At 75.9% G+C, this 24,941-nt stretch carries 23 protein-coding genes; 12 read left to right on the top strand and 11 right to left on the bottom strand.

All coding sequences use genetic code 11. The annotated features are described in order from the left end of the window. The first annotated feature begins 90 nt into the window (after positions 1-90). From IE287_RS22280 to IE287_RS22270, 3 genes are read left to right on the top strand one after another with little or no spacing between them, the layout of a single operon-like run. Positions 91-1,038 (top strand): carbohydrate ABC transporter permease, encoded by a 948-nt coding sequence (locus IE287_RS22280; protein WP_189850906.1) that lies wholly within the window; start codon positions 91-93, stop codon positions 1,036-1,038. Continuing rightward, on the top strand, positions 1,035-1,949 hold the full coding sequence (locus tag IE287_RS22275) for a carbohydrate ABC transporter permease (RefSeq protein WP_189850905.1): 915 nt from the start codon (positions 1,035-1,037) through the stop codon (positions 1,947-1,949). Before IE287_RS22280 ends, IE287_RS22275 begins: the two co-directional genes overlap by 4 nt. Positions 1,950-1,999: 50 nt before the next feature. Beyond that, entirely contained in the window at positions 2,000-3,400 is a 1,401-nt protein-coding gene (locus tag IE287_RS22270; RefSeq protein ID WP_189850904.1) for a GH1 family beta-glucosidase, read from the top strand. Between the two features lie 16 nt (positions 3,401-3,416). Here IE287_RS22270 and helR read toward each other — a convergent pair whose 3' ends face one another. Both helR and IE287_RS22260 read right to left on the bottom strand, forming a co-directional pair. Beyond that, positions 3,417-5,576: an RNA polymerase recycling motor ATPase HelR gene (gene helR, locus IE287_RS22265; protein ID WP_189850959.1), complete on the bottom strand. Its 2,160-nt coding sequence runs from the start codon at positions 5,574-5,576 to the stop codon at positions 3,417-3,419. A 179-nt stretch (positions 5,577-5,755) separates the two neighbouring features. Then, on the bottom strand, positions 5,756-6,037 hold the full coding sequence (locus IE287_RS22260) for a hypothetical protein (RefSeq protein ID WP_189850958.1): 282 nt from the start codon (positions 6,035-6,037) through the stop codon (positions 5,756-5,758). A 229-nt stretch (positions 6,038-6,266) separates the two neighbouring features. Here IE287_RS22260 and IE287_RS22255 point away from each other — a divergent pair, with 229 nt between their 5' ends. Further along, the gene (locus tag IE287_RS22255) at positions 6,267-6,932 is read left to right on the top strand and encodes a GOLPH3/VPS74 family protein (RefSeq protein WP_189850903.1); all 666 of its coding nucleotides are present in this window, start codon (positions 6,267-6,269) and stop codon (positions 6,930-6,932) included. Positions 6,933-6,984: 52 nt separating this feature from the next. Here IE287_RS22255 and IE287_RS22250 read toward each other — a convergent pair whose 3' ends face one another. Beyond that, positions 6,985-7,581: an HD domain-containing protein gene (locus IE287_RS22250; RefSeq protein WP_189850902.1), complete on the bottom strand. Its 597-nt coding sequence runs from the start codon at positions 7,579-7,581 to the stop codon at positions 6,985-6,987. Between the two features lie 179 nt (positions 7,582-7,760). Here IE287_RS22250 and IE287_RS22245 point away from each other — a divergent pair, with 179 nt between their 5' ends. Together IE287_RS22245 and IE287_RS22240 are read left to right on the top strand one after the other, a co-directional pair. Further along, positions 7,761-9,341 carry a phosphodiester glycosidase family protein gene (locus IE287_RS22245; protein ID WP_189850901.1) on the top strand — a complete coding sequence of 527 codons (1,581 nt, stop codon included), beginning with the start codon at positions 7,761-7,763 and terminating at the stop codon, positions 9,339-9,341. Between the two features lie 74 nt (positions 9,342-9,415). Further along, positions 9,416-11,389, top strand: a complete 1,974-nt coding sequence (locus IE287_RS22240; protein ID WP_189850900.1) for an ATP-binding SpoIIE family protein phosphatase — start codon at positions 9,416-9,418, stop codon at positions 11,387-11,389. A gap of 12 nt (positions 11,390-11,401) precedes the next feature. On the opposite strand, the gene IE287_RS22235 is transcribed toward IE287_RS22240, so the two are convergent. Next, the gene (locus IE287_RS22235; RefSeq protein WP_189850899.1) at positions 11,402-12,238 is read right to left on the bottom strand and encodes a hypothetical protein; all 837 of its coding nucleotides are present in this window, start codon (positions 12,236-12,238) and stop codon (positions 11,402-11,404) included. Between the two features lie 217 nt (positions 12,239-12,455). On the opposite strand from IE287_RS22235, the gene IE287_RS22230 reads away from it, so the two are divergent. Continuing rightward, the gene (locus tag IE287_RS22230; protein WP_189850898.1) at positions 12,456-12,887 is read left to right on the top strand and encodes a YrdB family protein; all 432 of its coding nucleotides are present in this window, start codon (positions 12,456-12,458) and stop codon (positions 12,885-12,887) included. A 7-nt stretch (positions 12,888-12,894) separates the two neighbouring features. Next, positions 12,895-13,719 carry an MBL fold metallo-hydrolase gene (locus IE287_RS22225; protein ID WP_189850897.1) on the top strand — a complete coding sequence of 275 codons (825 nt, stop codon included), beginning with the start codon at positions 12,895-12,897 and terminating at the stop codon, positions 13,717-13,719. Between the two features lie 89 nt (positions 13,720-13,808). Here IE287_RS22225 and secD read toward each other — a convergent pair whose 3' ends face one another. Together secD and IE287_RS22215 are read right to left on the bottom strand one after the other, a co-directional pair. Continuing rightward, positions 13,809-16,124: a protein translocase subunit SecD gene (secD, locus tag IE287_RS22220; protein WP_189850896.1), complete on the bottom strand. Its 2,316-nt coding sequence runs from the start codon at positions 16,122-16,124 to the stop codon at positions 13,809-13,811. A gap of 125 nt (positions 16,125-16,249) precedes the next feature. Then, a complete protein-coding gene (locus tag IE287_RS22215) occupies positions 16,250-16,636 on the bottom strand; it encodes a hypothetical protein (RefSeq protein WP_189850895.1) in 387 nt (128 codons plus the stop codon). A 222-nt stretch (positions 16,637-16,858) separates the two neighbouring features. Between IE287_RS22215 and IE287_RS22210 the strand changes: the two genes are divergently transcribed. Further along, a complete protein-coding gene (locus IE287_RS22210; protein ID WP_189850894.1) occupies positions 16,859-17,569 on the top strand; it encodes a lysophospholipid acyltransferase family protein in 711 nt (236 codons plus the stop codon). Here the strand turns inward: IE287_RS22210 and IE287_RS22205 are convergent. Further along, positions 17,526-18,551: an enoyl-CoA hydratase/isomerase family protein gene (locus IE287_RS22205; RefSeq protein ID WP_229883647.1), complete on the bottom strand. Its 1,026-nt coding sequence runs from the start codon at positions 18,549-18,551 to the stop codon at positions 17,526-17,528. The genes IE287_RS22210 and IE287_RS22205 overlap by 44 nt on opposite strands. A 475-nt stretch (positions 18,552-19,026) precedes the next feature. On the opposite strand from IE287_RS22205, the gene IE287_RS38655 reads away from it, so the two are divergent. Next, positions 19,027-19,377: a CsbD family protein gene (locus IE287_RS38655; RefSeq protein ID WP_229883639.1), complete on the top strand. Its 351-nt coding sequence runs from the start codon at positions 19,027-19,029 to the stop codon at positions 19,375-19,377. A gap of 84 nt (positions 19,378-19,461) precedes the next feature. Continuing rightward, positions 19,462-20,238, top strand: coding sequence for a GAP family protein (locus IE287_RS22195; RefSeq protein ID WP_189850893.1), 777 nt, complete (start codon positions 19,462-19,464; stop codon positions 20,236-20,238). A gap of 31 nt (positions 20,239-20,269) precedes the next feature. Here IE287_RS22195 and IE287_RS22190 read toward each other — a convergent pair whose 3' ends face one another. From IE287_RS22190 to IE287_RS22175, 4 genes are all read right to left on the bottom strand, one after another. Beyond that, complete coding sequence (locus tag IE287_RS22190; RefSeq protein WP_189850892.1) at positions 20,270-20,695, bottom strand: DUF7144 family membrane protein; 426 nt, start codon at positions 20,693-20,695, stop codon at positions 20,270-20,272. Positions 20,696-20,834: 139 nt separating this feature from the next. Continuing rightward, positions 20,835-22,154, bottom strand: coding sequence for a cation:proton antiporter domain-containing protein (locus IE287_RS22185; protein ID WP_189850891.1), 1,320 nt, complete (start codon positions 22,152-22,154; stop codon positions 20,835-20,837). 217 nt (positions 22,155-22,371) lie between these two features. Continuing rightward, on the bottom strand, positions 22,372-23,055 hold the full coding sequence (locus IE287_RS22180) for a GNAT family N-acetyltransferase (protein ID WP_189850890.1): 684 nt from the start codon (positions 23,053-23,055) through the stop codon (positions 22,372-22,374). 287 nt (positions 23,056-23,342) lie between these two features. Further along, entirely contained in the window at positions 23,343-24,047 is a 705-nt protein-coding gene (locus IE287_RS22175; protein ID WP_189850889.1) for a ribonuclease H family protein, read from the bottom strand. 176 nt (positions 24,048-24,223) lie between these two features. Here IE287_RS22175 and IE287_RS39300 point away from each other — a divergent pair, with 176 nt between their 5' ends. Continuing rightward, positions 24,224-24,805 carry a hypothetical protein gene (locus tag IE287_RS39300; protein ID WP_189850888.1) on the top strand — a complete coding sequence of 194 codons (582 nt, stop codon included), beginning with the start codon at positions 24,224-24,226 and terminating at the stop codon, positions 24,803-24,805. Positions 24,806-24,941: the final 136 nt, after the last annotated feature.

The following is a 24,941-nucleotide window of genomic DNA, read 5'->3' as shown; positions in this document are numbered from 1 at the left end:
CCGCCCGGCCGGGGCGGCTCCCCCCGCCCCGGCCCACCCGCGGGACCCCGCCCGCGCCTCCCCCGTGACCACCTCCCGAAGGGCCGCACCGTGACCCTCACCGCACCGGCGAAAGCCGCCACCGCCCCCCGCCAGCCGGCCCTCCGGCGGGCGTGGCAGGCGGTGTCGCCGTACACGTACGTCGCCCCGTTCTTCACCCTCTTCGCCGCCTTCGGGCTCTTCCCGCTGATCTACACCGCGTACGTCTCCCTCCACCGGGTCGAGCTCCAGGACCCCGGCTCCATGGAGTGGCGCGGGCTCGGCAACTACACCGCCCTCCTCGGCGACGAGTTCTTCTGGACCGCGCTGCGCAACACCTTCACCATCGGCCTCCTGTCGACCGTCCCGCAGCTCGTGATGGCGCTGGCCCTGGCCCACCTGCTCAACCACCGGCTGCGCGGCCGGACCTTCCTGCGGACGGCGATGCTGCTGCCGTACGCCACCTCCGTCGCCGCCGCGACCCTCGTCTTCGCCCAGCTCTTCGGCCGCGACTTCGGCCTCTTCAACTACGTCCTCGGCCTCGTCGGCGTCGGACCGGTCGACTGGCAGTCCGGCACCCTCAGCTCCCAGATCGCCGTCTCCACCATCGTCGTGTGGCGGTGGACCGGCTACAACGCGCTCATCTACCTCGCCGGCATGCAGTCCATCCCCTCCGAGCTGTACGAGGCGGCCGAGATGGACGGCGCCTCCCGGTGGCGGCAGTTCTTCCACGTGACCCTGCCGGGACTGCGGCCCACCATCCTCTTCACCGTCGTCGTCTCCACCATCGGCGCGACCCAGCTCTTCGGCGAGCCGCTGCTCTTCGAGGGCTCGATGTCCGGCGGCATCTCCCACCAGTACCAGACCCTCGGCCTCTACATGTACGAGCAGGGCTGGGGCTTCTTCCACCTGGGCCGGGCGGCCGCGATCGCCTGGGTGATGTTCCTGCTGATCCTGGTGCTGGTCGGGGCCAACGCCCTGATCGCGCGCCGCCGTTCCCGCAAGGAGGCCGGCCGATGACCGCGCTCGCCGACCCGCCCGCCGCACCGCCCGCGCCGGCCCCCGCCGCCGGTCCCCCGGGACCGGGCCGCCGGCGCCGCTCGGGCGCCGGACGGACCCTGAAGGCCGGCCCGCTCGCGTACGCCGTGCTGATCCTGGCGGTGCTGGTCTCCGCCTTCCCCTTCTACTGGACCATCGTCGCGGCCAGCCGCACCAACGCCGACCTCGCCCAGGTGCCGCCGTCGCTCGTGCCGGGCCCCCACCTGATCCGGAACTTCGAGGCCGTCCTCGCCGAGGCCGACATCGGCAAGGCGCTGCTGAACTCCCTCATCGTCTCCGGCTCGATCACCGTCGGCACCGTGCTGTGCTGCACCCTGGCCGGCTTCGCCTTCGCCAAGCTCCGCTTCCGGGGCCGGGGCGCGCTGCTCGCGATCACCGTCGGCACGATGATGATCCCGCCGCAGCTCGGCGTCATCCCGCTCTTCATGCTGATCGCCGAGCTCCAGTGGGTGAACCAGCTCCAGTCGGTGATCCTCCCCGGCCTGGTCTCCGCCTTCGGCGTCTTCTTCATGCGCCAGTACCTGGTGCAGTCGCTGCCGGACGAGCTGATCGAGGCGGCCCGGGTGGACGGCGCCTCCACCGCCCGGATCTTCTGGTCGATCGTCGTACCGATCGCCCGTCCGGGTATGGCCGTCCTCGGCCTGCTCACCTTCATGGCCGCGTGGAACGACTTCTTCTGGCCGATCGTGGCACTCTCCTCGCAGGAACCGACCGTCCAGGTGGCGCTCCGTCAGCTCGGCGGCGGCTACGTCCACGACCAGTCGGTGATCATGGCGGGCACCCTGCTGGGCACCCTGCCCGTGCTGCTGGTCTTCGGCCTGCTGGGCCGGCAGATCGTCGGCGGCATCATGCAGGGCGCGGTCAAGGGCTGAGCCCCGTCCCCCCTCCCCCACCCGTCCCCTCTCCTTGGAGTCTCCTCCCCATGACCGCTGTCGACGCACGCCCCGACTCCCCCGCGACGCTCCGCTTCCCGCAGGGTTTCCGCTGGGGCACCGCCACCGCCGCGTACCAGATCGAGGGCGCGGCCACGGAGGACGGCCGGACGCCGTCCATCTGGGACACCTTCAGCCGGACGCCGGGCAAGGTCCGCAACGGCGACACCGGCGACATCGCCGCCGACCACTACCACCGGGTCCGCGAGGACGTGGCCCTCATGCGCGAACTGGGGGTCACGGACTACCGCTTCTCCGTCGCCTGGCCGCGGGTCCAGCCCACCGGGCGCGGACCGGCGCTCCAGAAGGGCCTGGACTTCTACCGCCGGCTCTGCGACGAGCTGCGGGAGGCCGGCATCCGGCCGGTCGCGACGCTGTACCACTGGGACCTGCCGCAGGAGCTGGAGGACGCGGGCGGCTGGCCGCGCCGGGAGACGGCCGCGCGGTTCGCCGAGTACGCCGGGATCGTGGCGGACGGGCTCGGCGACCGGGTCGCGACCTGGACCACGCTGAACGAGCCGTGGTGCGCCGCCTTCCTCGGGTACGGCAACGGGGTGCACGCGCCGGGCCGGACCGACGACGCGGACGCGCTGCGCGCCGCCCACCACCTGAACCTGGCGCACGGCTGGGCGGTGGGCGCGCTCCGGGAGGCGCTGCCGGCCGGGACCGAGGTCTCGCTGACCCTCAACCTGCACGTGGTGCGGGCGCTGACGGAGTCGGCGGAGGACCGGGACGCGGCCCGCCGGATCGACGCGGTGGCCAACCGGATCTTCCTGGACCCGGTCTTCCGGGGCCGTCTGCCGGAGGACCTGGTCCGGGACACCTCCGGCGTGACCGACTGGGACTTCGTGCGGGACGGGGACCTGGCGGCGATCGCGGCGCCGATCGACTCCCTCGGGCTGAACTACTACTCCCCCACCGTCGTCGCGGCGGGCTCCTCGGAGTCCCCGTCGCCGTGGGCGGGCGCCGAGCGGCACGTGCGCTTCCTGCCCGCGCCGGGGCCCCGGACGGCGATGGACTGGCCGGTGGACGCGGACGGGCTGTACGAGCTGCTGACGCGGCTGCGCGACGAGCTGCCGGGCGTCCCCCTGGTCATCACCGAGAACGGGGCCGCGTACGACGACTACGCGGACCCGTCCGGGCAGGTGCGCGACCCGGAGCGGGTCGCCTACCTGCACGGGCACTTGGCGGCGGTGCGGCGGGCCGTCGAGGACGGGGCCGACGTGCGGGGGTACTTCCTCTGGTCGCTCCTGGACAACTTCGAGTGGGCGTTCGGCTACAGCAAGCGGTTCGGGATCGTGCACGTCGACTTCGCGAGCCAGCGGCGGACGCTCAAGGACAGTGCCCGCTGGTACGCGGACGTGATCGCGCGGGGCGGGCTGCCGTCCTGAGCGTCCGGCCCGCCGGTCAGCCGGTGGTGAGGACGACGAGCCGCTGGGTGGCGCGGGTCATCGCCACGTAGCGGTCGACCGCGCCCTCGATGCCCTCGCCGAACCGCTCCGGGTCGAGGAGGACGACGAGGTCGAACTCCAGGCCCTTGGAGAGGCTCGGGGTGAGCGCCCTGACCCGGGGGCGGTCGCCGAGCGGGGGAAGGTGTCCCCCGGCGGCGATGACGCAGGCCACGCCGTCGGCGTGACCGGCCAGCCAGTCGTCGAGGACGGCGTCCAGGTCGTCGGCGGGGCCGTGGACCACGGGCAGGCCGCTCGCCCGGACCGAGGTCGGCACGTTGGCGTCCGGGAGGGCGGCGCGGATGACCGGCGCGGCCTCGGTCATGACCTCCTCGGGGGTCCGGTAGTTGATGCTCAGGGACGCCATCTCGACGCGGTAGAGGCCGATCCGCTCCAGGCGCTCGCGCCAGGTCTCGGTGAAGCCGTGCCGCGCCTGGGCGCGGTCGCCGACGATGGTGAAGCTGCGGGACGGGCAGCGCAGCAGCAGCATCTGCCATTCGGCGTCGGTGAGCTCCTGCGCCTCGTCGACGACGACGTGGGCGAAGGGGCCGGCCAGCGGGTCGGTGGCGGCGGCGGGCAGACCGCCGCCGTCGACGAGGCTGTCCTGGAGGTCCTTGCCGAGCAGCATGGTGACGGCGCCCTCGCCGTCGTCGTCGGAGCGCACGATGGTGTCGATGACGCCGGCCATCCGCTCCTTGCGGGCGGCGAGGGTGGCCTTCTCCCGGCGCGTGCGGGCGGCGGCCCGGGGGTCGCCGAGGCGCTGCCGGGCCGCGTCGAGGAAGGGCAGGTCGGACTCGGTCCAGGCCTGGGCGTCGGCGCGCTGGAGGGCGCGCACCTCCTCCCGGTCGAGCCAGGGGGCGCACAGGCGCAGATAGGCGGGGACGGTCCACAGGTCGCCGACGAGGTCGGTGGGCTCCAGCATGGGCCAGGCCCGTTCGAGGGTGCCGACCAGCTCCCGGTCGTGGCGCAGGGCCCGCTCGAAGAGGACGTCGGGGACCTGGTCGCCGGCCTTCTCCTTGAGGAGGGTGACGAGCTCCTCCCAGATCAGTTCCCGGGCCTCGTTGTGCGGGGTGCTGGGACCGGGGGCGTCGAAGGCCTCCGCCCAGTCCTCCGCGGTGACCGTCAGGTCGCCCCAGTCGGTGGTGACGCGGGTCGTCTCCGCCGGCGGCTCCTCGTAGAAGCGGACGGCCTTCTCGATGCCCCGGACCAGGGCGGCGGAGGACTTGAGCCGGGCGACCTCCGGGTCCTTCTCGGGTCCCGCCGTCGCCCCTTCGGCGACGAGGTCGCGGACGGTGCAGGTGCGGACGCCCTCCTCGCCGAGGCTGGGCAGCACGTCGGAGACGTAGGCCAGGTAGGGCTGGTGGGGGCCGACGAAGAGGACGCCGCCGCGGCGGTGGCCGAGCCGGGGGTCGGAGTAGAGCAGGTAGGCGGCCCGGTGGAGGGCGACGACGGTCTTGCCGGTGCCGGGGCCGCCGTCGACGACGAGGGCGCCGCGCGAGCCGGCCCGGACGATGGCGTCCTGGTCGGCCTGGATGGTGGAGAGGACGTCGCGCATCCGCTCGGAGCGGTTGGTGCCGAGGCTGGCGATGAAGGCGGACTGGTCGTCGAGGGCCGCGTGGGCGTCCAGGCCGCCCTCCGTGAAGACCTCGTCCCAGTAGTCGGTGATGCGGCCGCCGTTCCAGCGGTAGCGGCGGCGGCTGGCGAGGTCCATCGGGTGGGCGTGGGTGGCGGCGAAGAAGGGTTCGGCGGCGGGCGAGCGCCAGTCGACGAGCAGGCGGTTCCCGTCGCCGTCGGTGAGGCCGAGCCGTCCGATGTAGAGCGGCTCGGAGCCGTCGGCGGAGACGATCCGGCCGAGACAGAGGTCGAGGCCGAAGCGGCGCAGGGCGCGCAGCCGCCCGGAGAGCCGGTGGACCTCCAGGTCGCGCTCCATCGCCTCGCGGCCCGCGCCGCCGGGCGCGCGCAGGACGCCGGCGAGCCGGTCGGAGAGTTCGGCGACGGCCTGTTCGAGGCTCTCCTCGACGGCGGCGAAGTGCCTCTCGTCGTCGGCGATCAGCGCCGGGGCGGCCTTGGCGGCGAGACGCTCGGGAAGCTGGAAGGGGCCGGTGGTCCGCGGAGGCATGGGCACGCGCGCAATCTCGTTTCAGCAGGTGACGGGGGTAGATGTGCGATTGTGCGGCATGTGGGGGGCCTTGCCGCAAGGCCCCCCTTGCGCTATACCTTGAACATGGCGGGAGGTGTTCCCGCCTTTTTCGTGCCCGCCCGCTCCTCTTCGCGCCCGCCCGCCGTCGCCCGGGGCGGTCAGCGGGTGTCGCCGGACCAGTCGAACCGCGCCGGGTCGCCGGTCCGCGGGCCGTACACCGCCTTGCCCCCGGAGCCGTAGCGGCTCAGCTCGGTCTCCAGGACGGCGCCGGCGCTTATCTCCTCGCCGGTCCAGTCGGTGACGTCGAGCAGCAGACCGTCGAGGGGTCCGCCGACCAGCTCCGCGTAGGCCCGCCCGGGGCGCGGTCCGGGGCTCGGGTCGTCGTGGTCCTGGCCGTAGACCCGGCCCCGCAGCAGCTCCTCGTCACGGTCCCCGCCCATGCCGCCGCCCTTCCCCCCGTCCCCGGGACTGTCGCTCTGCCTGTCCATGGCCCCAGCGTGCCAGCCGCCACTGACAACGGCCCGCCGGCCGGCCCCGTAGGGCCCCGTGCGGACGGCTCCGTACGGCCCCGTGCGGACGGCTCCGGGGGAACCGGACGGGCCGTCACACCGTCCTCACGGGCAGAGCCGCCGGGAACCCGTCCGGCCGCCGCCACCGGGAAGGACGCCGATGACGATCACGCTCGCCGAGGAGATCACCCTGCTGTCGCTGGACGACGAGTCCGGGGAGGCCAAGGAGCGGCAGGCGGCCTCGTGGGCGGTCGCGGGCGGGATCCTGCTGGAGCTGGCGCTCGCCGGACGGGTGTCGGTCGCCGACGGGCGGCTCGCCGTCACGGACGCGACCCCCACCGGGGAGCCGCTGCTCGACGGGCGCCTGGCGCAGCTCGAGGCCTGGGCGGGGCGCCGGAGCAAGGCGCCGAAGGTGACCGACTGGCTGACGAAGGACCAGGCGAAGGCGCCGGCCGCGACGGTGGAGCGGCTCTGCGAGCGGGGCCTGGTCGTGGAGGAGAAGCGGCGGGTGCTGGGCCTGTTCCCGGTGCGGCGCTATCCGGAGGCGGACGGTTCCGTCGAGAGGGAGCTGCGGGAGCGGCTGCGGTCCGTGGTCCTCGGCGGCGCGGCCCCGGACGAGCGGACGGCCGGGCTGATCGCCCTGGTGCACGGGGCGAAGCTGCACCGGCTCGCGTTCCCCGAGGAGCCCCGGAAGGAGATCGCCGCCCGCCTGGAGAAGCTGGCGGAGGGCCGGTGGGCGGCCGAGGGCGTGCGGGAGGCGATCCGGAACATGCAGGCGGCGATGGCGGCCGTGTCGGTGGCCACGATCGTCGTGGTCACCAGCTGAAGCCCGCGCCTCCCCGGCCCTGGCCCCTCGTCCCCTCGCCCCGCGGGGCGCCTCAGGTCACGGCGTGGCCGTGGGCGGCGGCCAGGGCGTCCAGCTCGGGGTCGCCGTAGAGCCGCCGCAGGGCCTGGAAGACGGTGACCTTCTCCTGGCCGAAGCGGGCGATGCGCGTCTCGAAGCTGTCCGGGGAGACGAAGCGGGGCGGGGTGCTCTTGCTGTGGAACTTGTCGGCGTACATGACCATCCGCTCCTCGGGCGTGACGGGCACGTAGTCCGCGGGCGGGATCGGCAGGCCCTGGGCGAGGACGTCCTCCCGGGTCAGGCCCACACCGGTGTGGCAGGAGCAGAAGCGGCAGAGGGTCTCGGGGAGGCCCTCCTCCGCGAGCAGCCGGTGGCCGAGGAGGCCGTGGGTGACGTAGGCGCCGCCGTCGATGCGCCCGTCGGCGTCGTACAGGCGGTAGACGCCGATGTCGTGGAGCAGGCAGCCGGCGCGGACCAGCTCCGCGTCGGCGCCCCGGCCGGAGCGGGCGAGCAGCTGGTCGGCGATGGCGGCGACGATCTCGCAGTGGGTGAAGACGAGTTCGAAGGCGGCGTCGCTGGGGGCGTGCTTCCGGTGCAGCGCCCGGATTTCGTCATATGAGGGGATCTCCACGCCGGAAGGATAGCGGGGCGGGCGACCCGGACGGCGGAGCGGGCGACCCGGACGGCGGGACGGACGAACCGGACCTTTCCCCACTTCACAGCACGCGGCCAACTCCCCTTCACCCGGCGTCGGCTGACGTCTGCTCTTCTCTTATCATCCATCCGTATTCCCACCGTCGAAGGACTCCCGTGCAGCGCAGATCCCTCTCCCTCCTCGCGGCCGCGGTGGTCCTCACGACCGCCGCCGCGCCCCTCGCCGAGGCCCGTGCGCCCGGTCCGGCCGTCGCGACGCGGCACGCCGTGCACGGAGCCGCCCGCGTCACCGGCACCCCGGCACCGGGCGTGACGCTCACCACGCTCACGTACGGGCGCCGGGGCACCGACGACGTCTGGACCGTCCAGGTCTCCCTGCCGCAGACCCCCGACGGCTCCCCGGCCGGCGCCCCGCTCGCGCTCGGGCCGCGCGAGACCGCGCTGCGGATCGCGACGGCGCTGCGCGAGAAGGGCTTCGAGCCGCGCGTCGAGCAGGTCACCACCCCGGCCTTCGCCGACCTGCGGCCGGGGACGCTCGGCTGGACGGTGCGGACCGGGCGGTACGCGGACGAGGCCGGGGCGGTCGCGCTCGCCGACCGGCTCAAGGCGGCCGGGTTCACCGCCCGCACCCGCTACACGGCGCAGGACGGCTCCGACGAGGACGCCCCGCAGCGGGTGCACGTGCTGAAGGTCGACCTCACCGCCTTCGGCGGGCGCCTGGAGGCCGGTCACGGCCCGACGCTGTACGGCACCGAGAAGCTGACCGCCCTGATGGGCTCCGCCGGCGCCGTGGCCGGGATCAACGCCCAGTGGTTCTACAACAACGCGCCCGGCGGCCTCTACGTGCGGAACGGCCGGCTCCTCGGCTCCGCCACCCAGGGCCGGGCCGGCATCCGCATGGAGGGCGGGGGCCGTGCCGTCGCCGTCGACACCTTCACGGCGCGGGTCACGGTCACGGCCGCCGGGGAGACGGTGGAGGTCGACGGGGTCAACCGGATGCCCGGCGAGATCTGGAACTGCGGCGGCGTCGGCGGCGACCTGCCGACCCAGCGGCCGCAGCACGACGTGAAGTGCACCGACGCCAGCGAGCTCGTCCGCTTCACGCCCGAGTGGGGCGCTCCCCCGGCCGGTCCCGGCGCGGAGGCCGTCCTCGACGCGCAGGGCCGCGTGACGGCCGTCCGCTCCACCCGGGGCGCGGCCGTCCCGCGCGGCGGCTCGACGCTCCAGGCGACCGGCGACAGCGCCGCCTGGCTGCTGCGCACCGCGAAGGCGGGCGCGACGCTCGTCTTCGACGAGCAGGTGCGCGACGGCGCGGGCCGGGTGGTCCCGCTCGGCCCGGACACGACGATCCTCCAGGTGGGCCCGGCCCTGGTCCGGGGCAGCCGGGTGGCGGTGAACGCGGTCGCCGACGGCATCGTCCGCGAGGGGGCCGACCCGACCTTCACCTACGAGTGGACCGTCCGCGCCAACCCCCGGTCCATGATCGGCGTGGACGCCGCGGGCCGGCTGCTGCTCGTCGTCGCCGACGGGCGCCGGCCGGGCGTCAGCGAGGGGCTGAGCATCGACGGCGCCGCCCGCCTGATGCGGGCCCTCGGCGCGCGCGACGCGCTCAACCTCGACGGCGGCGGTTCGAGCGTCCTCGCCACGAGAACCGGCGTCGTCAACCGCCCCTCCGACGCCACCGGCGAACGCTCCCTCGGCACCGGACTGCTCCTCCTGCCGCCCGCCGCGCGCTGACCGCAGCGCGCGACAGGCGGCGGCGGAGCGGCGAGACTGGGCGGACCGGGTGTCGAGCGCTGGCAGGGGTGCACATGTTCGAGGACGTTTCCCCCCTGCTCGACGACGCCGTCCTCGACACCGTCTTCCGCCAGTCGGAGGTCGGCGTGCACGTCATGGACCGGGAACTGCGACTGGTCCGGGTCACCGGCGCGGTGCTCGCCGCGCGGGGCGTCGCCGAGGAGCAGCTGCTGGGACGGCACGTGACGGAGGCGTACCGCGTCTTCGGGGTCGAGTCGCCGGAGATCGCGCTCCGCGGGGTCCTCGACGGCGGTCCGCCGCTGCGCGACGTGCTCGTGCGCGGCCGGCCGCCGCACGACCCGGACCACGTGCACGTCTACTCCGTGTCCGTGTACCCGCTGCGCCCACCGGCGGCGAACGGCGCGGAGCCGCCGCCGCTCGGCCTCGTCGCCACCGTCATGGACGTCACCGAGCGGATCCGCGCCCAGCAGCGGCTCGCCCTGATCTACGAGGCCAGGGAACGGATCGGGCGGACGCTGGACGTGGAGCGGACCGCCCGCGAGCTGGTCGAGGTGACCGTGCCGGGCTTCGCGGGCTCGGTGGTGGTCGCCCTGACCGACGCCGTGCTGCGCGGCAAACCGCCGGAGCTGCGCCGCCGCGGCGACGCGCCGCTGCTGCGCTGCACCGCCGTGGGCGGCTCGGGGGACGGCCCCCTGCCGGAGCCGGGGGCGGTGCTGCTGCCCGGGCTCTTCGGCGAACGGCTGCCCGACGGGCCGGAGCTGGTCGCCGCGGACGGGGAGGTGCGCCTGGTGGCGCCGCTCTCGGTCCGGGGGCAGCTGCTGGGGGCCGTGGCCTTCCGGCGTCCGCGCGGGGCCGATCCGTACAGCGAGGAGGACCTCGCGCTCGCCGAGGGGGTGACGGCGCACACCGCGACCTGCCTGGAGAACGCGCTCCGCTTCACCCGCGAGCACATCGTCATGACCGCCCTCCAGTCGTGGCCGCTGCGCCCCGAGGGCGAGACCCGGCACGCCGTCGACCTCGCCCAGCGGCACCGGCCGGGCGGCACGGGCGCGGGCTCCTGGTTCGACGTCATCCCGCTGCCGGGCGCGCGGGTGGCGCTGGTGGTCGGCCAGGTGGAGCGGCCCGGCCTGAGCTCGGTGGCGACCATGGGACGGCTGCGGACGGCCGTGTACAGCCTGGCGACGCTCGACCTCGCCCCGCACGAACTGCTGGCCCGGCTCCACACGGTGACCCAGCGTCTCGCCCGGGAGCAGGGGCGGGGGCCCGGCGCCGACGAGCCGGCGGCGAGCTGCACGATCGCCGTGCACGACCCGGTGACCGGCCGGCTCGAACTCGCCCGCGCGGGAGCCTCCCTGTGCCTCGCCGTCCGGCCGGACGGCTCGCTCGACGCGGATCTGGTGGACGAGGGGCCGCTGCTGGGCGGCGGGGGACCTCCGTTCGCCTGCTCCTCGCACCTCCTGCCGGAGGGCACCACCCTCTGCCTGGCCTCCTCCGCCCGGGACGACGGCGGGCCCTCGCGGGCCCGGGTCGCGGAGGCGCTGGCCTCGCCGGAGCGCGGCCCCCACGCCATGGCGGACGACCTGGCGGCCCTGCTGGTGCCGGAGCGGGTCCTGCTGGTCGCCCGCACCCTGCGGCTGCCCGCCACGGACGTCGCCGAGTGGCCGGTGCCGTCCGAGCTGTCGGCGGTGTCGCCGGTGCGGCACGCGGCCGAGGCGCGCGTGCGGGAGTGGGGCCTCCCGGTGGACCCGCTCACCGTCGAGCTGACCGTGAGCGAACTGGTCACCAACGCGGTCCGGTACGGCGCCCCGCCGATCTCCCTGCGGCTGCTCCGGGGCGAGACCGCGCTCACCGTCGAGGTCCGCGACGGGGCGCCCACCGCCCCGCACCTGCGGCACGCGAAGGCCGGCGACGAGGGCGGTCGCGGTCTGCACATCTGCTCGACCCTGGCGGACGCGTGGGGCGTCCGCTTCGAGGAGGACGGCAAGACCGTCTGGGCCGAGCTCGCGCTCGACGGGCCCCGGGACTGAGCCCCGGCCCGGTCAGGCGGGGCCGTACGCGCGGGGGACGAGCGGGACGGTGGCGTGCGGGGCCGGGGCGAGACCGAAGCCGTGGTTGGCGGCGACGGCGCGGATGTGGTCGGCGGAGAGGGAGCCGTGCCGTTCGAGGACGAGCACGGGCAGGCCGGAACGGGTCCGTCCGGCGACCCGCAGGAAGGACAGCACGCTGACGGAGGTCGTCCGGTGGAACGGATGGCGGCGGCGGGCGGCCTCCTCGTCGGCATGGGCCAGGACCCGCACGCCGGACTCGCCCCCGAACTCCTCCGCGAGGCCCTCGGCCCGCCAGTGCGCGGGCTCCTGCTCCCGGCCGGTGAGGTGGTGCGAGCGGTTGGCGGACGTGACGGCGAGGAAGTCGCCCCCGGTCCGCGCGAGCGCCGCGCCCAGGAAGGCGTGAGAGGGGCACCGGGTGCCCGGCACGATGACCTGGACGGTACGCACGCCGTCGTCGTCGCGGGCGAGCGCGCCCGGCACCCGGTCGGCCGCCGGCCCCCGCAGGCCGATGGGCCCGAGCCCGACCAGCTCGTCCATCAGCGACCGCACCTGCTCCCGGGGCACGCCGTCGGGCAGCCGGGTCCAGTCGAAGGCGGACGGGATCCGCTCCGGGACCGTCACCAGACTGGCGGTCTGCTCCGCCGGGCGCCCCTTCAGCCGGTTCACCCGCTCGACGGTGTCCCGGCCCGGACGGAAGGCCAGCGCGTAGACGTTGCCGAACCCGTGTGCCACGGCCCGCCCTTCGGCGAGCGCCGCGGCCGCGGCGCGTACGTCCTCCGGGTCGTCGAGCACCCAGGTCCTCACCGCCGTGACCTGCTGAACGCTCACGGGAACCACCTCCGCGTCATCACCGTGTGATCGTTTTACGCGTGCAACGACCCAACGCACCCGGGGTCACCCAAACCGCTCCATCGGCCCACGCGCGACGGGAGCGGAAACCTCCGGACGCGGACCGGGCGCCACCGATACGATCACGTGTTCGCCCCCGGCCGTCGGACCGGGCTCATCCCGAACTGCCGGGCGCCGCCCGGCGAGAGGACGTCACATGCGTGCGGCGCGCGTACTGAACGACCTGCTGGCCTTCGTCTGGGAGCTGCTCGCGCTCGGACTGCTCACCTGGTGGGGATGGAGCGCCGGCGGGGCGGTGTGGCTGCGCCTGGCGGCCGCCGTGGCGGTGCCGGGCGCCGCGGCGGCGCTGTGGGGTCTCTTCGCGGCTCCGAAGGCACGGTTCCGGGTGCCGCTCGCGGGCGTCCTGGCGGTCAAGGCGCTCGTCTTCGGGGCGGCCTCGCTCGCCCTGGCCGACCTCGGCCACGGCACGGCGGCGGTGGTGTTCGGCGCCGTGGCGGCGGTGAACACGGCGCTCGTGACGGCGCAGCGCCGGGCGTTCCCCCTCGGGGGGACCGCGGGCCACGCGGCCGGCGAGGGCGGACGGCGCGCCCCGGCCGCCCCTGGTGGCGGGCCGTCCCCGCTGGCATGATCCGGGGATGCCGCCCTCCCTCCAGCTCGGCCCGTACACGGTCATCGCGCTCGCCGACGGCGAGGGCCCCTTCTTCTCCCCCCGTCGGGAGGCGTTCCCCGGCGCCACGGCGGAGCAGTGGGCGGCGGCGGACCGCTTCGATCCCGGCGCCCTCGACGCCGACGGGCGGTGGTGGCTCCGGTTCCGCGCGTTCGCCGTCCGCAGCGACCGGGGAGTGACCCTGGTCGACGCGGGCATCGGCCCGGCCGACGGCCCGGCGGCCTCGTGGGCGCCCGTCCCCGGCGCGCTCCCGGCCTCGCTGGCCGCCGCGGGCATCGACCCCGCCGACGTCGACACCGTCGTGCTCACCCACCTCCACACCGACCACGTGGGCTGGGCCGTCGTCGGCGGCGAGCGGGCACGCCCGTACTTCCCGAACGCCGCGTACCTCCTGCAGCGGGCCGAGGCCGAGGCCCTCGACCGGATCAACCCTCAGCTGCGGTCGGCCGTGCTCGATCCGCTCCGGGCGGCGGACCGGCTGCGGCTGCTCGACGGCGACGCCCCGCTCCGCGGGGGAGGGCGCGTCCTCGCCACCCCCGGGCACACCCCCGGACACCAGAGCGTGCTCGTGGACGCCGGACGCGACCGCGTGGCCGTCACCGGTGACCTGCTCGTGCACGCGGTCCAGCTGCTCCACCCCGAACTCGCCTACGCCCACGAGATGGACGCGGAGCGGGCCCGCGTCTCGCGGGAACGGCTCCTGCGCGGCCCGGCCGCGGGCACCCTCCACCTGGCGACCCCGCACCTGACCGAACCGTTCCTCGCCCACCGACCCGCCCGGCCGGCCGGCTGACCGGCCGACCGGCTGAACGGCGAACGGGCGGAGCCGGCCGGAACGGGGCGCCGGGCGCGGGGAGTCCCGTGAGCGGCGCCCCGGGTGGGTCAGACGACCGCGCCGGTGCGGTCGGCCGAGGCGGGGCGGGGCGCGGCGGGGCGGGTGGGGGCCGGGGAGCGGGTCTCCAGGGTGACCGTCAGGGGGAGCGCGGTGAAGACGGTCGACGCCATGCCCAGCAGGACGCCGGCGAGGAGGGCGACGGAGAAGTCCGTGAGGGTGTCCCCGCCCAGGACGGCGAGGGCGGCCAGCACGAAGAGGGCGCCCATGCCGGTGTTGACCGTGCGGGGCAGGGTCTGGGCCACCGCGCGGTCGGCGAGGTCGGCGAGCGGGAGGCCTCCGCCCTTGCGCCGGAGTTCGCGGAGCCGGTCGAGGACGACGACCGAGTCGTTGACCGAGTAGCCGACGACGGTCAGCAGCGCGGCCAGGAAGACGCTGTCCACCGGCTTGCCGAGCCAGGCGAAGAGGCCGACGACCAGCAGCACGTCCTGGGCCATCGCGGCGACGGCCGCCGCCGCGTACGTCCAGCGGAAGCGGACGGAGAGGTAGACCAGCTGCGCGGCGACGGCGAGGCCGAGCGCGAGGAGCGCGTGGGTGCGGAGTTCGCCCCCGAGGCTCGGGCCGATCAGGTCGTCGCGCTCGACGGTGACGGGGCCCGCCGCGCCGGTGACGGCCTCGGTGATGCGGGCGTGGGCCTCGTCACCGGTCTCCCCGACCCGTACGGTGACGTCCCGGCCCCCGTCGCCGGTGGTCTGGACGACGGCGTCGGGGAAGCCCGCGGCGGCGACGGCCGCGCGGGCGGCGTCCGCGTCCACCGGGCGGGTGGCGGCGTACCGGACGTCCCGGCCGCCGGTGAACTCGACGCCCAGCTCGACGCCGCGCACGCCGATCCCGGCGAGGGCGACGAGGAGCAGCGCGGTGCTGACGGTGAACCAGCGGCGGCGGTGGACCATCAGGCGCGGGGCCCGGCGGTTGAGCCGGGTGCGCAGCCGGCCGAGGCCCGCCATGCCGGTCACCGCGGGCCTGCGGCGTACGGCGGGCAGGGCGAGGGCCGCGTCGGCGAGCAGCCGGGTGATCACCATGGCGGTGACCATCGAGGCGAGGACGCCGATGGCGAGGGTGACGCCGAAGCCCTTCACCGGGCCGGTGGCGAAGGCGAAGAGGAGGCCCGCGGCGAGGAGCGTGGTGACGTTGGAGTCGGCGACGGCGCTCCAGGCCTTGCCGAAGGCGGCCGCGAGCGGGCGGCGCGGGTCGCGGTCCGGCGCGGAGCGGCCGAGGGCCGCGTACTCCTCCCTGGCCCGTTCGAAGACCAGGACGTTGGCGTCGACGGCGATGCCGACCGCGAGGACGAAGCCGGCGAGGCCGGGGAGGGTGAGGGTGGCGCCGAGCGCGACGACGGCCGCGTAGGAGATCAGGCCGTAGAGGAGCAGGGCGATCGTGGCGAGGAGGCCGAGGAGCCGGTAGACGGCGATGACGAAGGCGCCGGTGCAGGCGAGGCCGATGACGGCGGCGAGGGCGCTGGCGCGGATCGCCTCGGCACCGAGGGTCGGGCCGACGGTGCTCTGTTCGACGGTGGTGACGGGAACGGGCAGGGCGCCGCCCTCGACGAGCGCGGCGAGGTCGCGGGCCTCCTGCGCGGAGAAGCCGCCGGTGATCTGGGTGGCACCGCCGGCGATGCCGCCGCCGCAGGGCACGCCGGTCTGCATCGAGGGCGCGGAGACGATCCGGCCGTCGAGGACGATCGCGACCCGGCGGGCGTGGTCGCCGGCCGGGGCGCAGGCCGCCTCGCCGGTGAGGCGCGCCCAGTCGGCGGCGGCGGCGTCGCGGAAGGCGAGGTCGACGGTCCAGCCGCGGCCGCCGGTGGCGTCGAGGACGGCGTCGGCGCTCTTCACGCCGTCGCCGGTGAGGGCGGGCGCGGCGAGGGCGAGGAAGCCCGCGGAGCCGGGCGCGGCGTCGGGGTCGGCGAGGACGCGGCCGCCGTCGGCGGCGGGTTCCCGGGCGGGACCGCCGGACGGTCCGGTGACGGCGTGGATGGTCAGCTGGGCGGTGCGGCCGATGACCTCGGCGGCCTCGCGCGGGTCGCGGAGGCCGGGGAGTTCGACGACGATCCGGTTCTCGCCGGAGCGGGCGAGCGAGGGTTCGGCGACGCCGAGCCCGTCGACGCGCTTGCGGAGGACTTCGAGGGCGCGGTCGGTGGCCTGCGCGTCGGCGCGGACCCCGGGGGCGTCCTGGGTCTCCAGGACGATCCGGGTACCGCCCCGGAGGTCGAGTCCGAGGCGGGGCGAGGTGGTGAGGGCGGTCCAGAGGGCGAGCGCGACGACGGCGAGCGCGAGGAGCGCGCGCCGGAGCACGGCGGACGAGGACATGGGGTCTCCACGGGCGTGGCACGGCCGCGCGCCGGGGGCGCGGCGGTCCGTGCGGGCGAGCTGGGCTGCGCGCGGCCGGGCGGCGGGCATGCCGAGGGCCCGGACGGCGGCGCGGTGGAACGGCGTCAGCTGTGCCGGGTGGAGGGCGGCCCCCGTGGGGCCGTGGGGTGGTGCGGAAGGCCGGGCGGCGCGCGCTCCCGGCGCGGGTCCCCGGCGACGCGTCCGCGCGCGGACGCGTCGGTCCCGCCCCGGACGACCGGGGGTGCGACGGGCGGCGCCGGGAAGCGTACGGACTGCTCGACGACGGCGGGCAGTTCCGCCGTCTCGGCGGCCGACACCAGGCTGTCGGGTCCGGCCGGCGCCGGGGCGACGTCCACGACGGCGACCGTCGGGGCGCCGGTGCCGACGGCGGCGCTGGCGGGCGCCACGAGGAAGGCGCAGAGCGCGCAGAGCAGCGCCGGGAGGAGCCGGGCGAGGACACGGACGGAGGCCGGCCGCGTGACGCGTCCCACCGCCCACCCCCTGTCCTTCTCGTCGCCCTGGCCGTCGTCGGTACCTCTTGCCGTGACGACCCGTCGGGCCAGCCTAGACGGGCGGCGGCCGGGACGGGACACCAGGTGGGCGGGGCGGCGGGATGAGTACGCGGATGAGTACGGGCGCGCATGCCCCCGGGGGCGGCTCCGGCGGACGATGTGCCGGTCGTCGCCGGTTTCCGAAGGTGGAGGGTCCCGCCCGTGCTCAGTCGTCTCGCCGCGCATCTCGTGCCGTTCTTCGGACGGCTGACCGTGACCGCGGACCCCGGCGCCCGGATCGAGCCGGGCAGCATCATCGTCGTGAACCACACCTCGCTCGCCGATCCGGCGCTGGTGCTGGCCGCGCTGCGGCGGCGGCTCGGCGCCGAGCCGGTGCTGCTCGCGGCGGCGGGTCTGTGGCGGGTGCCGGGACTCGGGCGGGCGCTGTCGCGGGACGGGTACGTGCCCGTGCACCGGAACACCGCACGCGCCTCGGCCGCGCTGGACCGGGCGGCGGTGGCGCTCGCCTCGGGGCGGCCGGTGATGCTCTACGCGGAGGGGCGGATCCCGCCGCGGCGTGAGGCGTCGGAGGCGCCGCCGGAGGAGTTCCGGACCGGTCTGGCGCGGCTCGCCGGGGCGACGGGCGCGCCGGTGGTCCCGGTCGGGCAGGCCGGGGCCCGCCGGATCACCTCGGGCGGGACGGCGAAGCAGATCGCGGGGGTGCTGACGGCCCCGCTGCGGCGCCCGTGCCTGCACGTGCACATCGGGGCGCCGCTGCGGCTGCCGCGGGACGTGCCGTCGGCGACGGCGCTGGCGCACGGGGCCGTCACGGAGGCGTGGCGGACGGCGGCGCTGGCGCTGGGCGAGCCGGCGGCGGGGGCGGAGCCGGTCAGCGGGGGCCGAGGCCGAGGTCGCCGCCGGGCGGGGGCGTGAGGTAGCGGGCGACGTCGGCGTCGGTGACCTCGGCGAGGGTCGCCGGGTCCCAGCGCGGGTTCCGGTCCTTGTCGACGACCTGGGCCCGGATGCCCTCGACGAGGTCGTGACCGGTGAGGGCGGCGCAGGACGCGCGGTACTCCAGGTCGAGGACGGCTTCCAGGCTGTCGAGGGCGCGGGCGGCGCGCAGCACGGCGAGGGTGGCCTTGAGGGCGGTCGGCGACTTGGAAAGGAGGGTGGTGGCGGTCTCCTTGGCGGCGGGGACGCCGCTGTCGAGCAGCCGGCCGACGATCTCCTCGACGGTGGGGGCCGCGTAGCAGGCGTCGATCCAGTCGCGCTGCTCGGCGAGGACGCCGGGGGCGGGTGCGGTGGTGTGCCGGGCCAGGGCCTCGTCGGCGGGGAGGCGGGTGAGGTCGGCGGCGAGGGCGTCGAGGGCGGCGGCGGGGACGTGGTGGTCGGCGAGGCCGGTGAGGAGGGCGTCGGCGGCGCCGATCCGGCCGCCGGTGAGGGCGAGGTGGGTGCCCAGCTCGCCGGGGGCCCGGCCGAGGAGCCAGGTGCCGCCGACGTCGGGGACGAAGCCGATGCCGGTCTCGGGCATGGCGATCAGGGAGCGTTCGGTGACGACGCGCACGGAGCCGTGGGCGGAGACGCCGACGCCGCCGCCCATGACGATGCCGTCCATGAGGGCGACGTACGGCTTGGGGTAGCGGGAGATCCGGGCGTTGAGGCGGTACTCGTCGCGCCAGAAGGCGGCGGAGGCGGTGCCCCCGGCGCGGGCGTCGTCGTGGATGGCGCGGATGTCGCCGCCCGCGCACAGGCCCCGCTCCCCCGCTCCCCGCAGGACGACGGTGGTGACGGCCGGGTCGTCCGCCCAGTCGGCGAGGGCGGCGTCGAGGGCGCGGACCATGGAGTGGGTGAGGGCGTTGATCGCCCGGGGCCGGTCGAGGGTGAGGAATCCGGCCCGGCCCTCGGTGCGGCGCAGGACGTCCGCGTCCCGCTCGGCGGTGGTCTGGGGCTCGTCGGCGGGGTGTTCGGCGGGCACTTCGGCGGGCACGGCGATCACGCGGTCCTTCCCGGGGCACGGCACTGGGTCGCCGCCCACGCTACCGGGCGGGGGCCGGGGCCCCGGGGCCGGTCCCCGGGGCCGTCGGACGGGGTCCCCGGGGAGCGCCGGGGCGGGTCGGGCGCCGCGGGGGGAGGGAGTCGAGACCGCGACCCGTACGCCGCCGGTCTCCTCCTGGACGTGGCGGACGGCGGGGAGGGTGCCGGCGGCGAGGGCGAGGTCGGGGCGGCCGCGCTCGCGGCGGGGGGCGGGCCGGCCGGTGGTCCCGGCGAGGCGGACGTCGATCGTGCCGGTCGCCGGAGGAGCCGCGCCGCCGGATCCGGGGCCGACGGGCGCGGGCGGCGGCCGCGGCCTAGCGTGGAATGGGGGGCGGGCCCAAGGAGGCATCGCAGGCATGAGCAGCACCATCGACAGGGCGAAGGTCAAGGCCAGGCACGAGGCCCACCGGGCCCGGGGCAAGGCCGCGCACGAGGCCCATCGGGCCAGGGAGAAGGCCGCGCACGAGGCCCATCGGGCCAGGGAGAAGGCCAGGCACGAGGTCGACCGGGCCAAGGACGCGGCGAGGCACGAGATGGACCGGGCCCGGGGCAAGGCCAAGGAGATCGCCGGGAGGATGACCGGCGACGAGCGGCTGGAGGCCGAGGGCCGGACGGACCGCTTCCGGGCCGAGCTGCGCAAGGCGTGGCGGGGTCTCGGCCGGCGGGCCCGGGGCGTCCGGGACTCCTTCCGGAAGGGCCGCTCCTGACGGTCCGCGCCGTGCGGGCGGCCCGGGACCCGGCGGGGTCCCTCCGGCCGTCCCGGGCGGCGGACCGGGAGCGGCGGTGCCGTGATGGCGCTTGACCTGTTGCTGATCGGGCTGGCGATCACGCTCTTCCCGCTGCCCGTCATGGCGTTCGTCCTGGTCGTGGCCTCGCCGGGCGGGGTCCGCAAGGGGCTGGTCTTCATCGTGTCCTGGCTGGCGTGCCTGGTGGCGGTGATCGGGATCGTCGTCCTCCTCACCGGCGGGCAGCCGCCCGCTCCCCGCTCCCCGCCGTCGACGGCGGCGAAGGCGGTGACGCTCGTCATCGGGCTCGGACTGCTCGGGTACGGGACGTACCGGCTGCGGCGCGTCCGCCGGGGCGCGATGACGCCGCCGGAGGACGCGGACGCCTCCGCTTCCGCAGTACGGACACGGGAGGACGGGGGCTCCGCCGCGCCCGGGCCGGACGCCGGGGCGTCGTCCGCTCCGGCCGCGGAGGGCCCGGAGGCCGCGGAGGCCTCCGGGGAGTCGGCGGGCCCGCACGGCGGCGTCTCCCTGTGGTCCGCCGCGGCCCTGCCCCTCCTGCTACAGCCGTGGGGGATGGTCGGGGCCGCCGGCGCCACGGTCGTCCAGGCCGATCTGTCGGACGCCGGGAACGTCGTGGTGCTGGTGCTCTTCTGTCTGGTGGCCACCTCCAGCCTGCTGGCGATGGAGCTGTCGATGGTGTTCGCCCCGGAGCGGGCGCACCCGGCCCTGATGGCGCTGCGCCGGTGGCTGACGCGCCACAAGGAGCCCGCCGTCATCGGTCTCTGTCTGCTCCTCGGGCTGTGGCTGGTGAGCCGTTCCCTGTACGAGCTGACCGGCTGACGGCCGGGCTCCCGGGTTCTCGCGGTGGGGACTAGCGCGCCGTGGAGTCGTCGGGCTTGACGACGCACAGGGCCCAGATGACGAAGCCGGACATGGCGATCATGAGGATCGACCAGGCCGGATAGTACGGCAGGGACAGGAAGTTCGCGATGACGACGAGGGCGGCGATGGCCACACCGGCCACCCGGGCCCACGTCGACACCTTGTAGAGGCCGAAGCTCACGAGGATCGCGACGATGCCGAGGGCGAGGTGGATCCAGCCCCAGCCGGTCAGGTCGAACTGGAAGACGTAGTTGGGCGTCGTGAGGAACACGTCGTCCTCCGCGATCGCCATGATGCCCCGGAAGACACCGACGACGCCGGTGATCCCTAGCATGACGGCTGCGAAGACGGTCAGTCCCCCGGCCCACAACTGCTGGGTGCTGCCCGTCCGGTGGGGAGTGTGCGTGGCGGCCATGATGGGTCCTCGCTCTCGGTCAGCCGGGCCCGGACCGCGCCGGTCCCCGCGCTTCCTTCCATGGTCGGCCCGAAGGGCGCGGTGCGCATCGGCGGGACCGGGGGACCGACCGGCCCGGCCCGATCGGACGGGGCACCCCCTACGACGTGGGGCCGACGCGGCGGCGGCCGCCGCCCTCGGGAACGTCGGCGGACTCCCTCAGACCGTCCGTGGCCGCGGCGGCCCCGCGGTACCAGGCGCCGTAGCGGCCCGCGAGCGCCGGGGCGGTGGCGCCGTGCAGGAGGACGCTGAGGGCCACCGTGACGGCCACGACCCGGCCGATCAGCTCGGTGCCGGCGACGTGCTCCTCGGCGACCAGGAGCCCGAGGACGACCGAGGCGAGGCCGCGGGGGCCGAACCAGCCGATGTAGAGGACCGTGGGGAGGCGCAGTCCGCTGCCGAGCAGCGACAGGGCGACGGGGACGAGTCGGACCACGGTCAGGCTGAGCAGGGCGTAGAGCACGATCCGCCAGCTCAGGTGCTGGAGGGCGGGTCCGAGCAGGAGCGCGCCGAAGAGGAGGAGGGAGACGGAGGCGAGGAGACCGCCGAGGTCCTCGGCGAGGTCGGCGGTCGAGTCCCGCTCCTCCCCGCGGTCGGGTGCCGGGGTCGCGGGCGGGCCCGCCGGGACGTTCCGCAGGGCGTGGCCGAAGGCGAATCCGGCGATCCAGGCGGCGATGAAGCCGCTGCCGTCGACGACGACGGCCAGCTCGTAGGAGGCGGCGGCGACGGCGAGGACGTAGACGTGGCGCCCTTCCCGGGTGATCCAGCCGCGGGCCCGGGCCGCCTGCAGCAGCCTGCCCGCGACGCCGCCGGCGAGGAGGCCGAGGGCGGTGCTGAGCAGCAGGGAGCGCCAGAAGGTGCCGGCCACGCCCTCGGCGGCGTACGAGGTGCCGGGGACGGCGGCGAGGAAGACGAGGAAGAAGGGCAGCACCATGCCGTCGTTGAGGCCGCTCTCCACGTTCAGTCCCTGCCGGACGAGGGGCGGGACGCGCCGGTCGGAGATCGCGGTCTTGCCGAGCGCGGCGTCGGTGGGCGCCAGGATGACGCCGACGAGGGCGAGCTCCCAGACGGTGAGGCCGGGCAGGAGGGGCAGGGCGAGCAGCCAGCCGAGCGCGATGCTCAGCAGGAGCCCGATGCCGAGGAGCCGGCGGGGCAGGAACCCGCCGACGGTGAGGTCGCGGCGGCGGACGGTCATGGCGTCGGTGAAGAGCACCAGGGTGAGGGCCGCCTCCAGGAGCGCGGTGACGGGTCCGGCGTCGTCGCCCCCGACGACGCCGAGGACGGCGGGGCCGAGGAGGACGCCGCAGCCGGTGAAGACGATCGCCGAGGAGACCGGCGTCGTGGAGAGCCGCCGCGAACCGAGGGCGTAGGCGGCCGTGACTCCGGCCACGGCCAGGACCGTCCACGCGCCGCCGCTCATGGGACCGCCTCCCTCGCCCGCCCCGGCGGGCGTCGCCGGCGGGGAGGCGGGTGGTCGGGGACGTGGGGGCGGGAAGGACTCACCCGCTTCTCGCGGATCCTGATTGCACGGTGCGCGGCTCAAGGACCGCTACTCCGTGTCCTCGCACGGAGTCCTTCCCGTCACCTCCATGAAAACACCCTGCCGCGCCGCCCGCAGTGCGGGCGGCGCGGGGTGGTCAGGCGGGGAGGAGGTCCTGGAGGACCCGGTTCCCGCGGGGGGCGCTCAGCCTCAGCTCGATGATGTCCCGGACGGTGGGCCACTCCTCGTCGAGGATCGAGTAGAAGGCCGTGTCCCGGACGGCGCCGTCGAGGCCGCGCGAGTGCGCCCGGCGGATGCCCTCGCAGGTGGCGCCGAGGCGTTCGATGGCGACCCGCGAGCGGGTGTTGCGGGCGTCGGCGCGGAAGGTGATCCGGCGGACGCCCCAGCTCTCGAAGGCGTGGCGGAGCATGAGGAGCTTCGCCTCGGTGTTGATGCCGGTGCCCCGGGCGTCGCCCGCGATCCAGGTGTTGCCGATCTCGGCGGCGTCGGGGATCGCGGTGAGCGGATCCCCGTGGGGGTGGCCGGGGGTCGGGGGCCACACGAGCGGCCCCCGCCAATAGTCGAGTTCGAGGAAGCGTGTGGAGCCGATCACCCGGTCGTCGGCGGTACTGACCAGGGCGAAGGGCAGGCAGCGCCCGGCGGCCTGTTCGGCCAGGGCGCGGGCGATGTAGTCGAGAGCGGATTCCAGGCCGTCGGGCACGGGAGTGAAGGCGTAGGCCGATCGGTCCGCCTCGCCGGCCCGCGCAAGGGCTTCGGCGTGCCGCATCGCCAGCGGCTCCAGGCGCACGGAGCGCCCGGTCAGGAGAACAGGTACTGGCACGGAACCTCGGGTCTTTCACGGGCAGGGGTCACTTCCGTCACGACGCTGTGCGCCGGAAGTGAAGGGGGGAATCTCGCCGGGTGCCGATTCACGTCGAGAGACGTCGGATGAGCAGGCAAAACGGTTCGTCACCAGGTGCGAGGAGGAACAGTATGCAGCCACAACAGCTCTGAGAACAGAACCTGGGGCGAACCGGGATCCACGGGTGGGTGAAGCCTGCCGGAGGGGCCCGAAAGGCGGTCTCAGGGGGCGGACAGGGTCGCCCGCCCCTCGGACGGCCGCCGTGCTCAGACGCAGGTGGGGTGCCCCCAGCCCTCCGCGTTCTTGGCGATGCTCTCCCCCTTGTCATAGGCACGCCCACACCGGCAGCGGCCCGGAAACTTGGCCTTCAGCGTGCCGCCGGACGGGCGACTCCGGCGGGCCCCGGAGGCACCGGATCCGCCCGGCGCGGAGGCGCGTGGCCGGGGCGTGCGGGGGGCGGAGACGCGTACGGCGGCGGGCTCGGGGTCCGGGAGGGCGGAGCCGGCGTCCGAACCGAGCGGTTCCTGGGTCCGGGCGCTGTGGCTGGCGGCCCGGTCCGCGGCGTCGTTGAGGGGGTCGCCGTCGGCCCCCCGGTGCGCGGGGGTGTAGACGAAGTCGACGTCCCGGCCGGTGAGCAGGGCGTCGATCCGGACGACGAGGTCCTTGTTGGCGACCGGGGTCCCCGCGGCGGTCTTCCAGCCCTTGCGGCGCCATCCGGGGAGCCAGGTGGTGACGGCCTTCATGGCGTACTGGGAGTCCATCCGGATCTCCGCGGGCGCCGCGGGATCGAGGGTCTCCAGGAGCCGTTCCAGGGCAGTGAGTTCGGCCACGTTGTTGGTGGCACGGCCGAGCGGGCCGGCCTCCCAGCGCTCGACGGTGCCGTCCGTCCGGCCGATGACCCAGGCCCAGGCCGCGGGGCCGGGGTTTCCCTTGGACGCGCCGTCGCACGCGGCGATGATCTTCTCCAGCATCCCTCGATCCTGACACGGACGGCGGTGTGCCCGGGCACGTCCCGGGCACCCCCGCGGGGTCGCCCGCCCGGGTGGCGGCGGGCTCCCCGCGCCACGGGGTGTCGGCGGTTCCCCGTAGACTCGCCGTCTGCCGCCGGTGGCGGCACCGGCCCAGCTGACAGGAAGCGACGGACTCCATGAACCACGCGGACGGCACCGCACCGATCTACGCCCAGCTCATACGGGAGCGGGGGGACGTACCCGGTGACGTGCGCCAGACCGCGGAGGAAGTGCTGCGCGACCTGAGCCGGTACATCAAGGTTCCCCCGGCCGCGCCGCAGCAGCCCATGGGCGTCGGAGCGCCGGCGGGCATGCCCGGGATGCAGGGGATGGCCGGCCAGCCGGGCATGCAGGGCCAGCCCGGCATGCACGGGCAGCCGGGGATGGGTCAGCCCGGGATGGGTCAGCCCGGGATGCCGGGGATGCAGCCCATGCAGCCGATGCCGGGGCAGCCCGGCATGCACGGCCAGCCGGGAATGCCCGGTCAGCCGGGGATGCCCGGTCAGCCGGGGATGCAGGGGCAGCCGGGGATGCAGGGCCGGGCGCTCCCCGCCCTTCCGGCGGTGCCGGGCCAGCCGGCGCCCGGGCAGCCCGGCATGGCGGGCCCCGCCGGACTGCCGGGCCAGGCTGGCCTCCAGGCCCCCGGTCCGGTCCCCGGCCAGGGCGGCCCCCACGGCCCCTCCGGGATCGTGGCGATGCGGTCGCTCCCGCAGGGCTGACCCACCCGTCCCGGGCCCGGCGGGCCCCGAGGTCCGGGGCACGGCCCCGGCGCCCGTCCGGCGCGGCCACCGCGCCGGGTCGTCCGATCGGTGGACCCCCGGGTCGTCCGGAGGGACCGGGGACCGCATCCGGGCG

The sequence above is a fragment of the Streptomyces omiyaensis genome (assembly GCF_014650895.1).
In the GTDB taxonomy this organism is placed as follows: domain Bacteria; phylum Actinomycetota; class Actinomycetes; order Streptomycetales; family Streptomycetaceae; genus Streptomyces; species Streptomyces omiyaensis.
This window is presented reverse-complemented; position numbering and strand designations above follow the sequence as displayed.

Bases quoted from the DNA above. Each gene is read 5' to 3' on its own strand.
- IE287_RS22230 (WP_189850898.1), top strand. From the start codon at position 12,456: ATGCGTGCGGCGCGCGTACTGAACGACCTGCTGGCCTTCGTCTGGGAG.
- IE287_RS22255 (WP_189850903.1), top strand. From the start codon at position 6,267: ATGACGATCACGCTCGCCGAGGAGATCACCCTGCTGTCGCTGGACGAC.
- IE287_RS22190 (WP_189850892.1), bottom strand. From the start codon at position 20,695: ATGGCCGCCACGCACACTCCCCACCGGACGGGCAGCACCCAGCAGTTG.
- IE287_RS22175 (WP_189850889.1), bottom strand. From the start codon at position 24,047: ATGCTGGAGAAGATCATCGCCGCGTGCGACGGCGCGTCCAAGGGAAAC.
- IE287_RS22195 (WP_189850893.1), top strand. From the start codon at position 19,462: ATGGCGCTTGACCTGTTGCTGATCGGGCTGGCGATCACGCTCTTCCCG.
- IE287_RS22260 (WP_189850958.1), bottom strand. From the start codon at position 6,037: ATGGGCGGGGACCGTGACGAGGAGCTGCTGCGGGGCCGGGTCTACGGC.
- IE287_RS22275 (WP_189850905.1), top strand. From the start codon at position 1,035: ATGACCGCGCTCGCCGACCCGCCCGCCGCACCGCCCGCGCCGGCCCCC.
- IE287_RS22240 (WP_189850900.1), top strand. From the start codon at position 9,416: ATGTTCGAGGACGTTTCCCCCCTGCTCGACGACGCCGTCCTCGACACC.
- secD (WP_189850896.1), bottom strand. From the start codon at position 16,124: ATGTCCTCGTCCGCCGTGCTCCGGCGCGCGCTCCTCGCGCTCGCCGTC.
- helR (WP_189850959.1), bottom strand. From the start codon at position 5,576: ATGCCTCCGCGGACCACCGGCCCCTTCCAGCTTCCCGAGCGTCTCGCC.
- IE287_RS22270 (WP_189850904.1), top strand. From the start codon at position 2,000: ATGACCGCTGTCGACGCACGCCCCGACTCCCCCGCGACGCTCCGCTTC.
- IE287_RS22185 (WP_189850891.1), bottom strand. From the start codon at position 22,154: ATGAGCGGCGGCGCGTGGACGGTCCTGGCCGTGGCCGGAGTCACGGCC.
- IE287_RS22225 (WP_189850897.1), top strand. From the start codon at position 12,895: ATGCCGCCCTCCCTCCAGCTCGGCCCGTACACGGTCATCGCGCTCGCC.
- IE287_RS38655 (WP_229883639.1), top strand. From the start codon at position 19,027: ATGAGCAGCACCATCGACAGGGCGAAGGTCAAGGCCAGGCACGAGGCC.
- IE287_RS39300 (WP_189850888.1), top strand. From the start codon at position 24,224: ATGAACCACGCGGACGGCACCGCACCGATCTACGCCCAGCTCATACGG.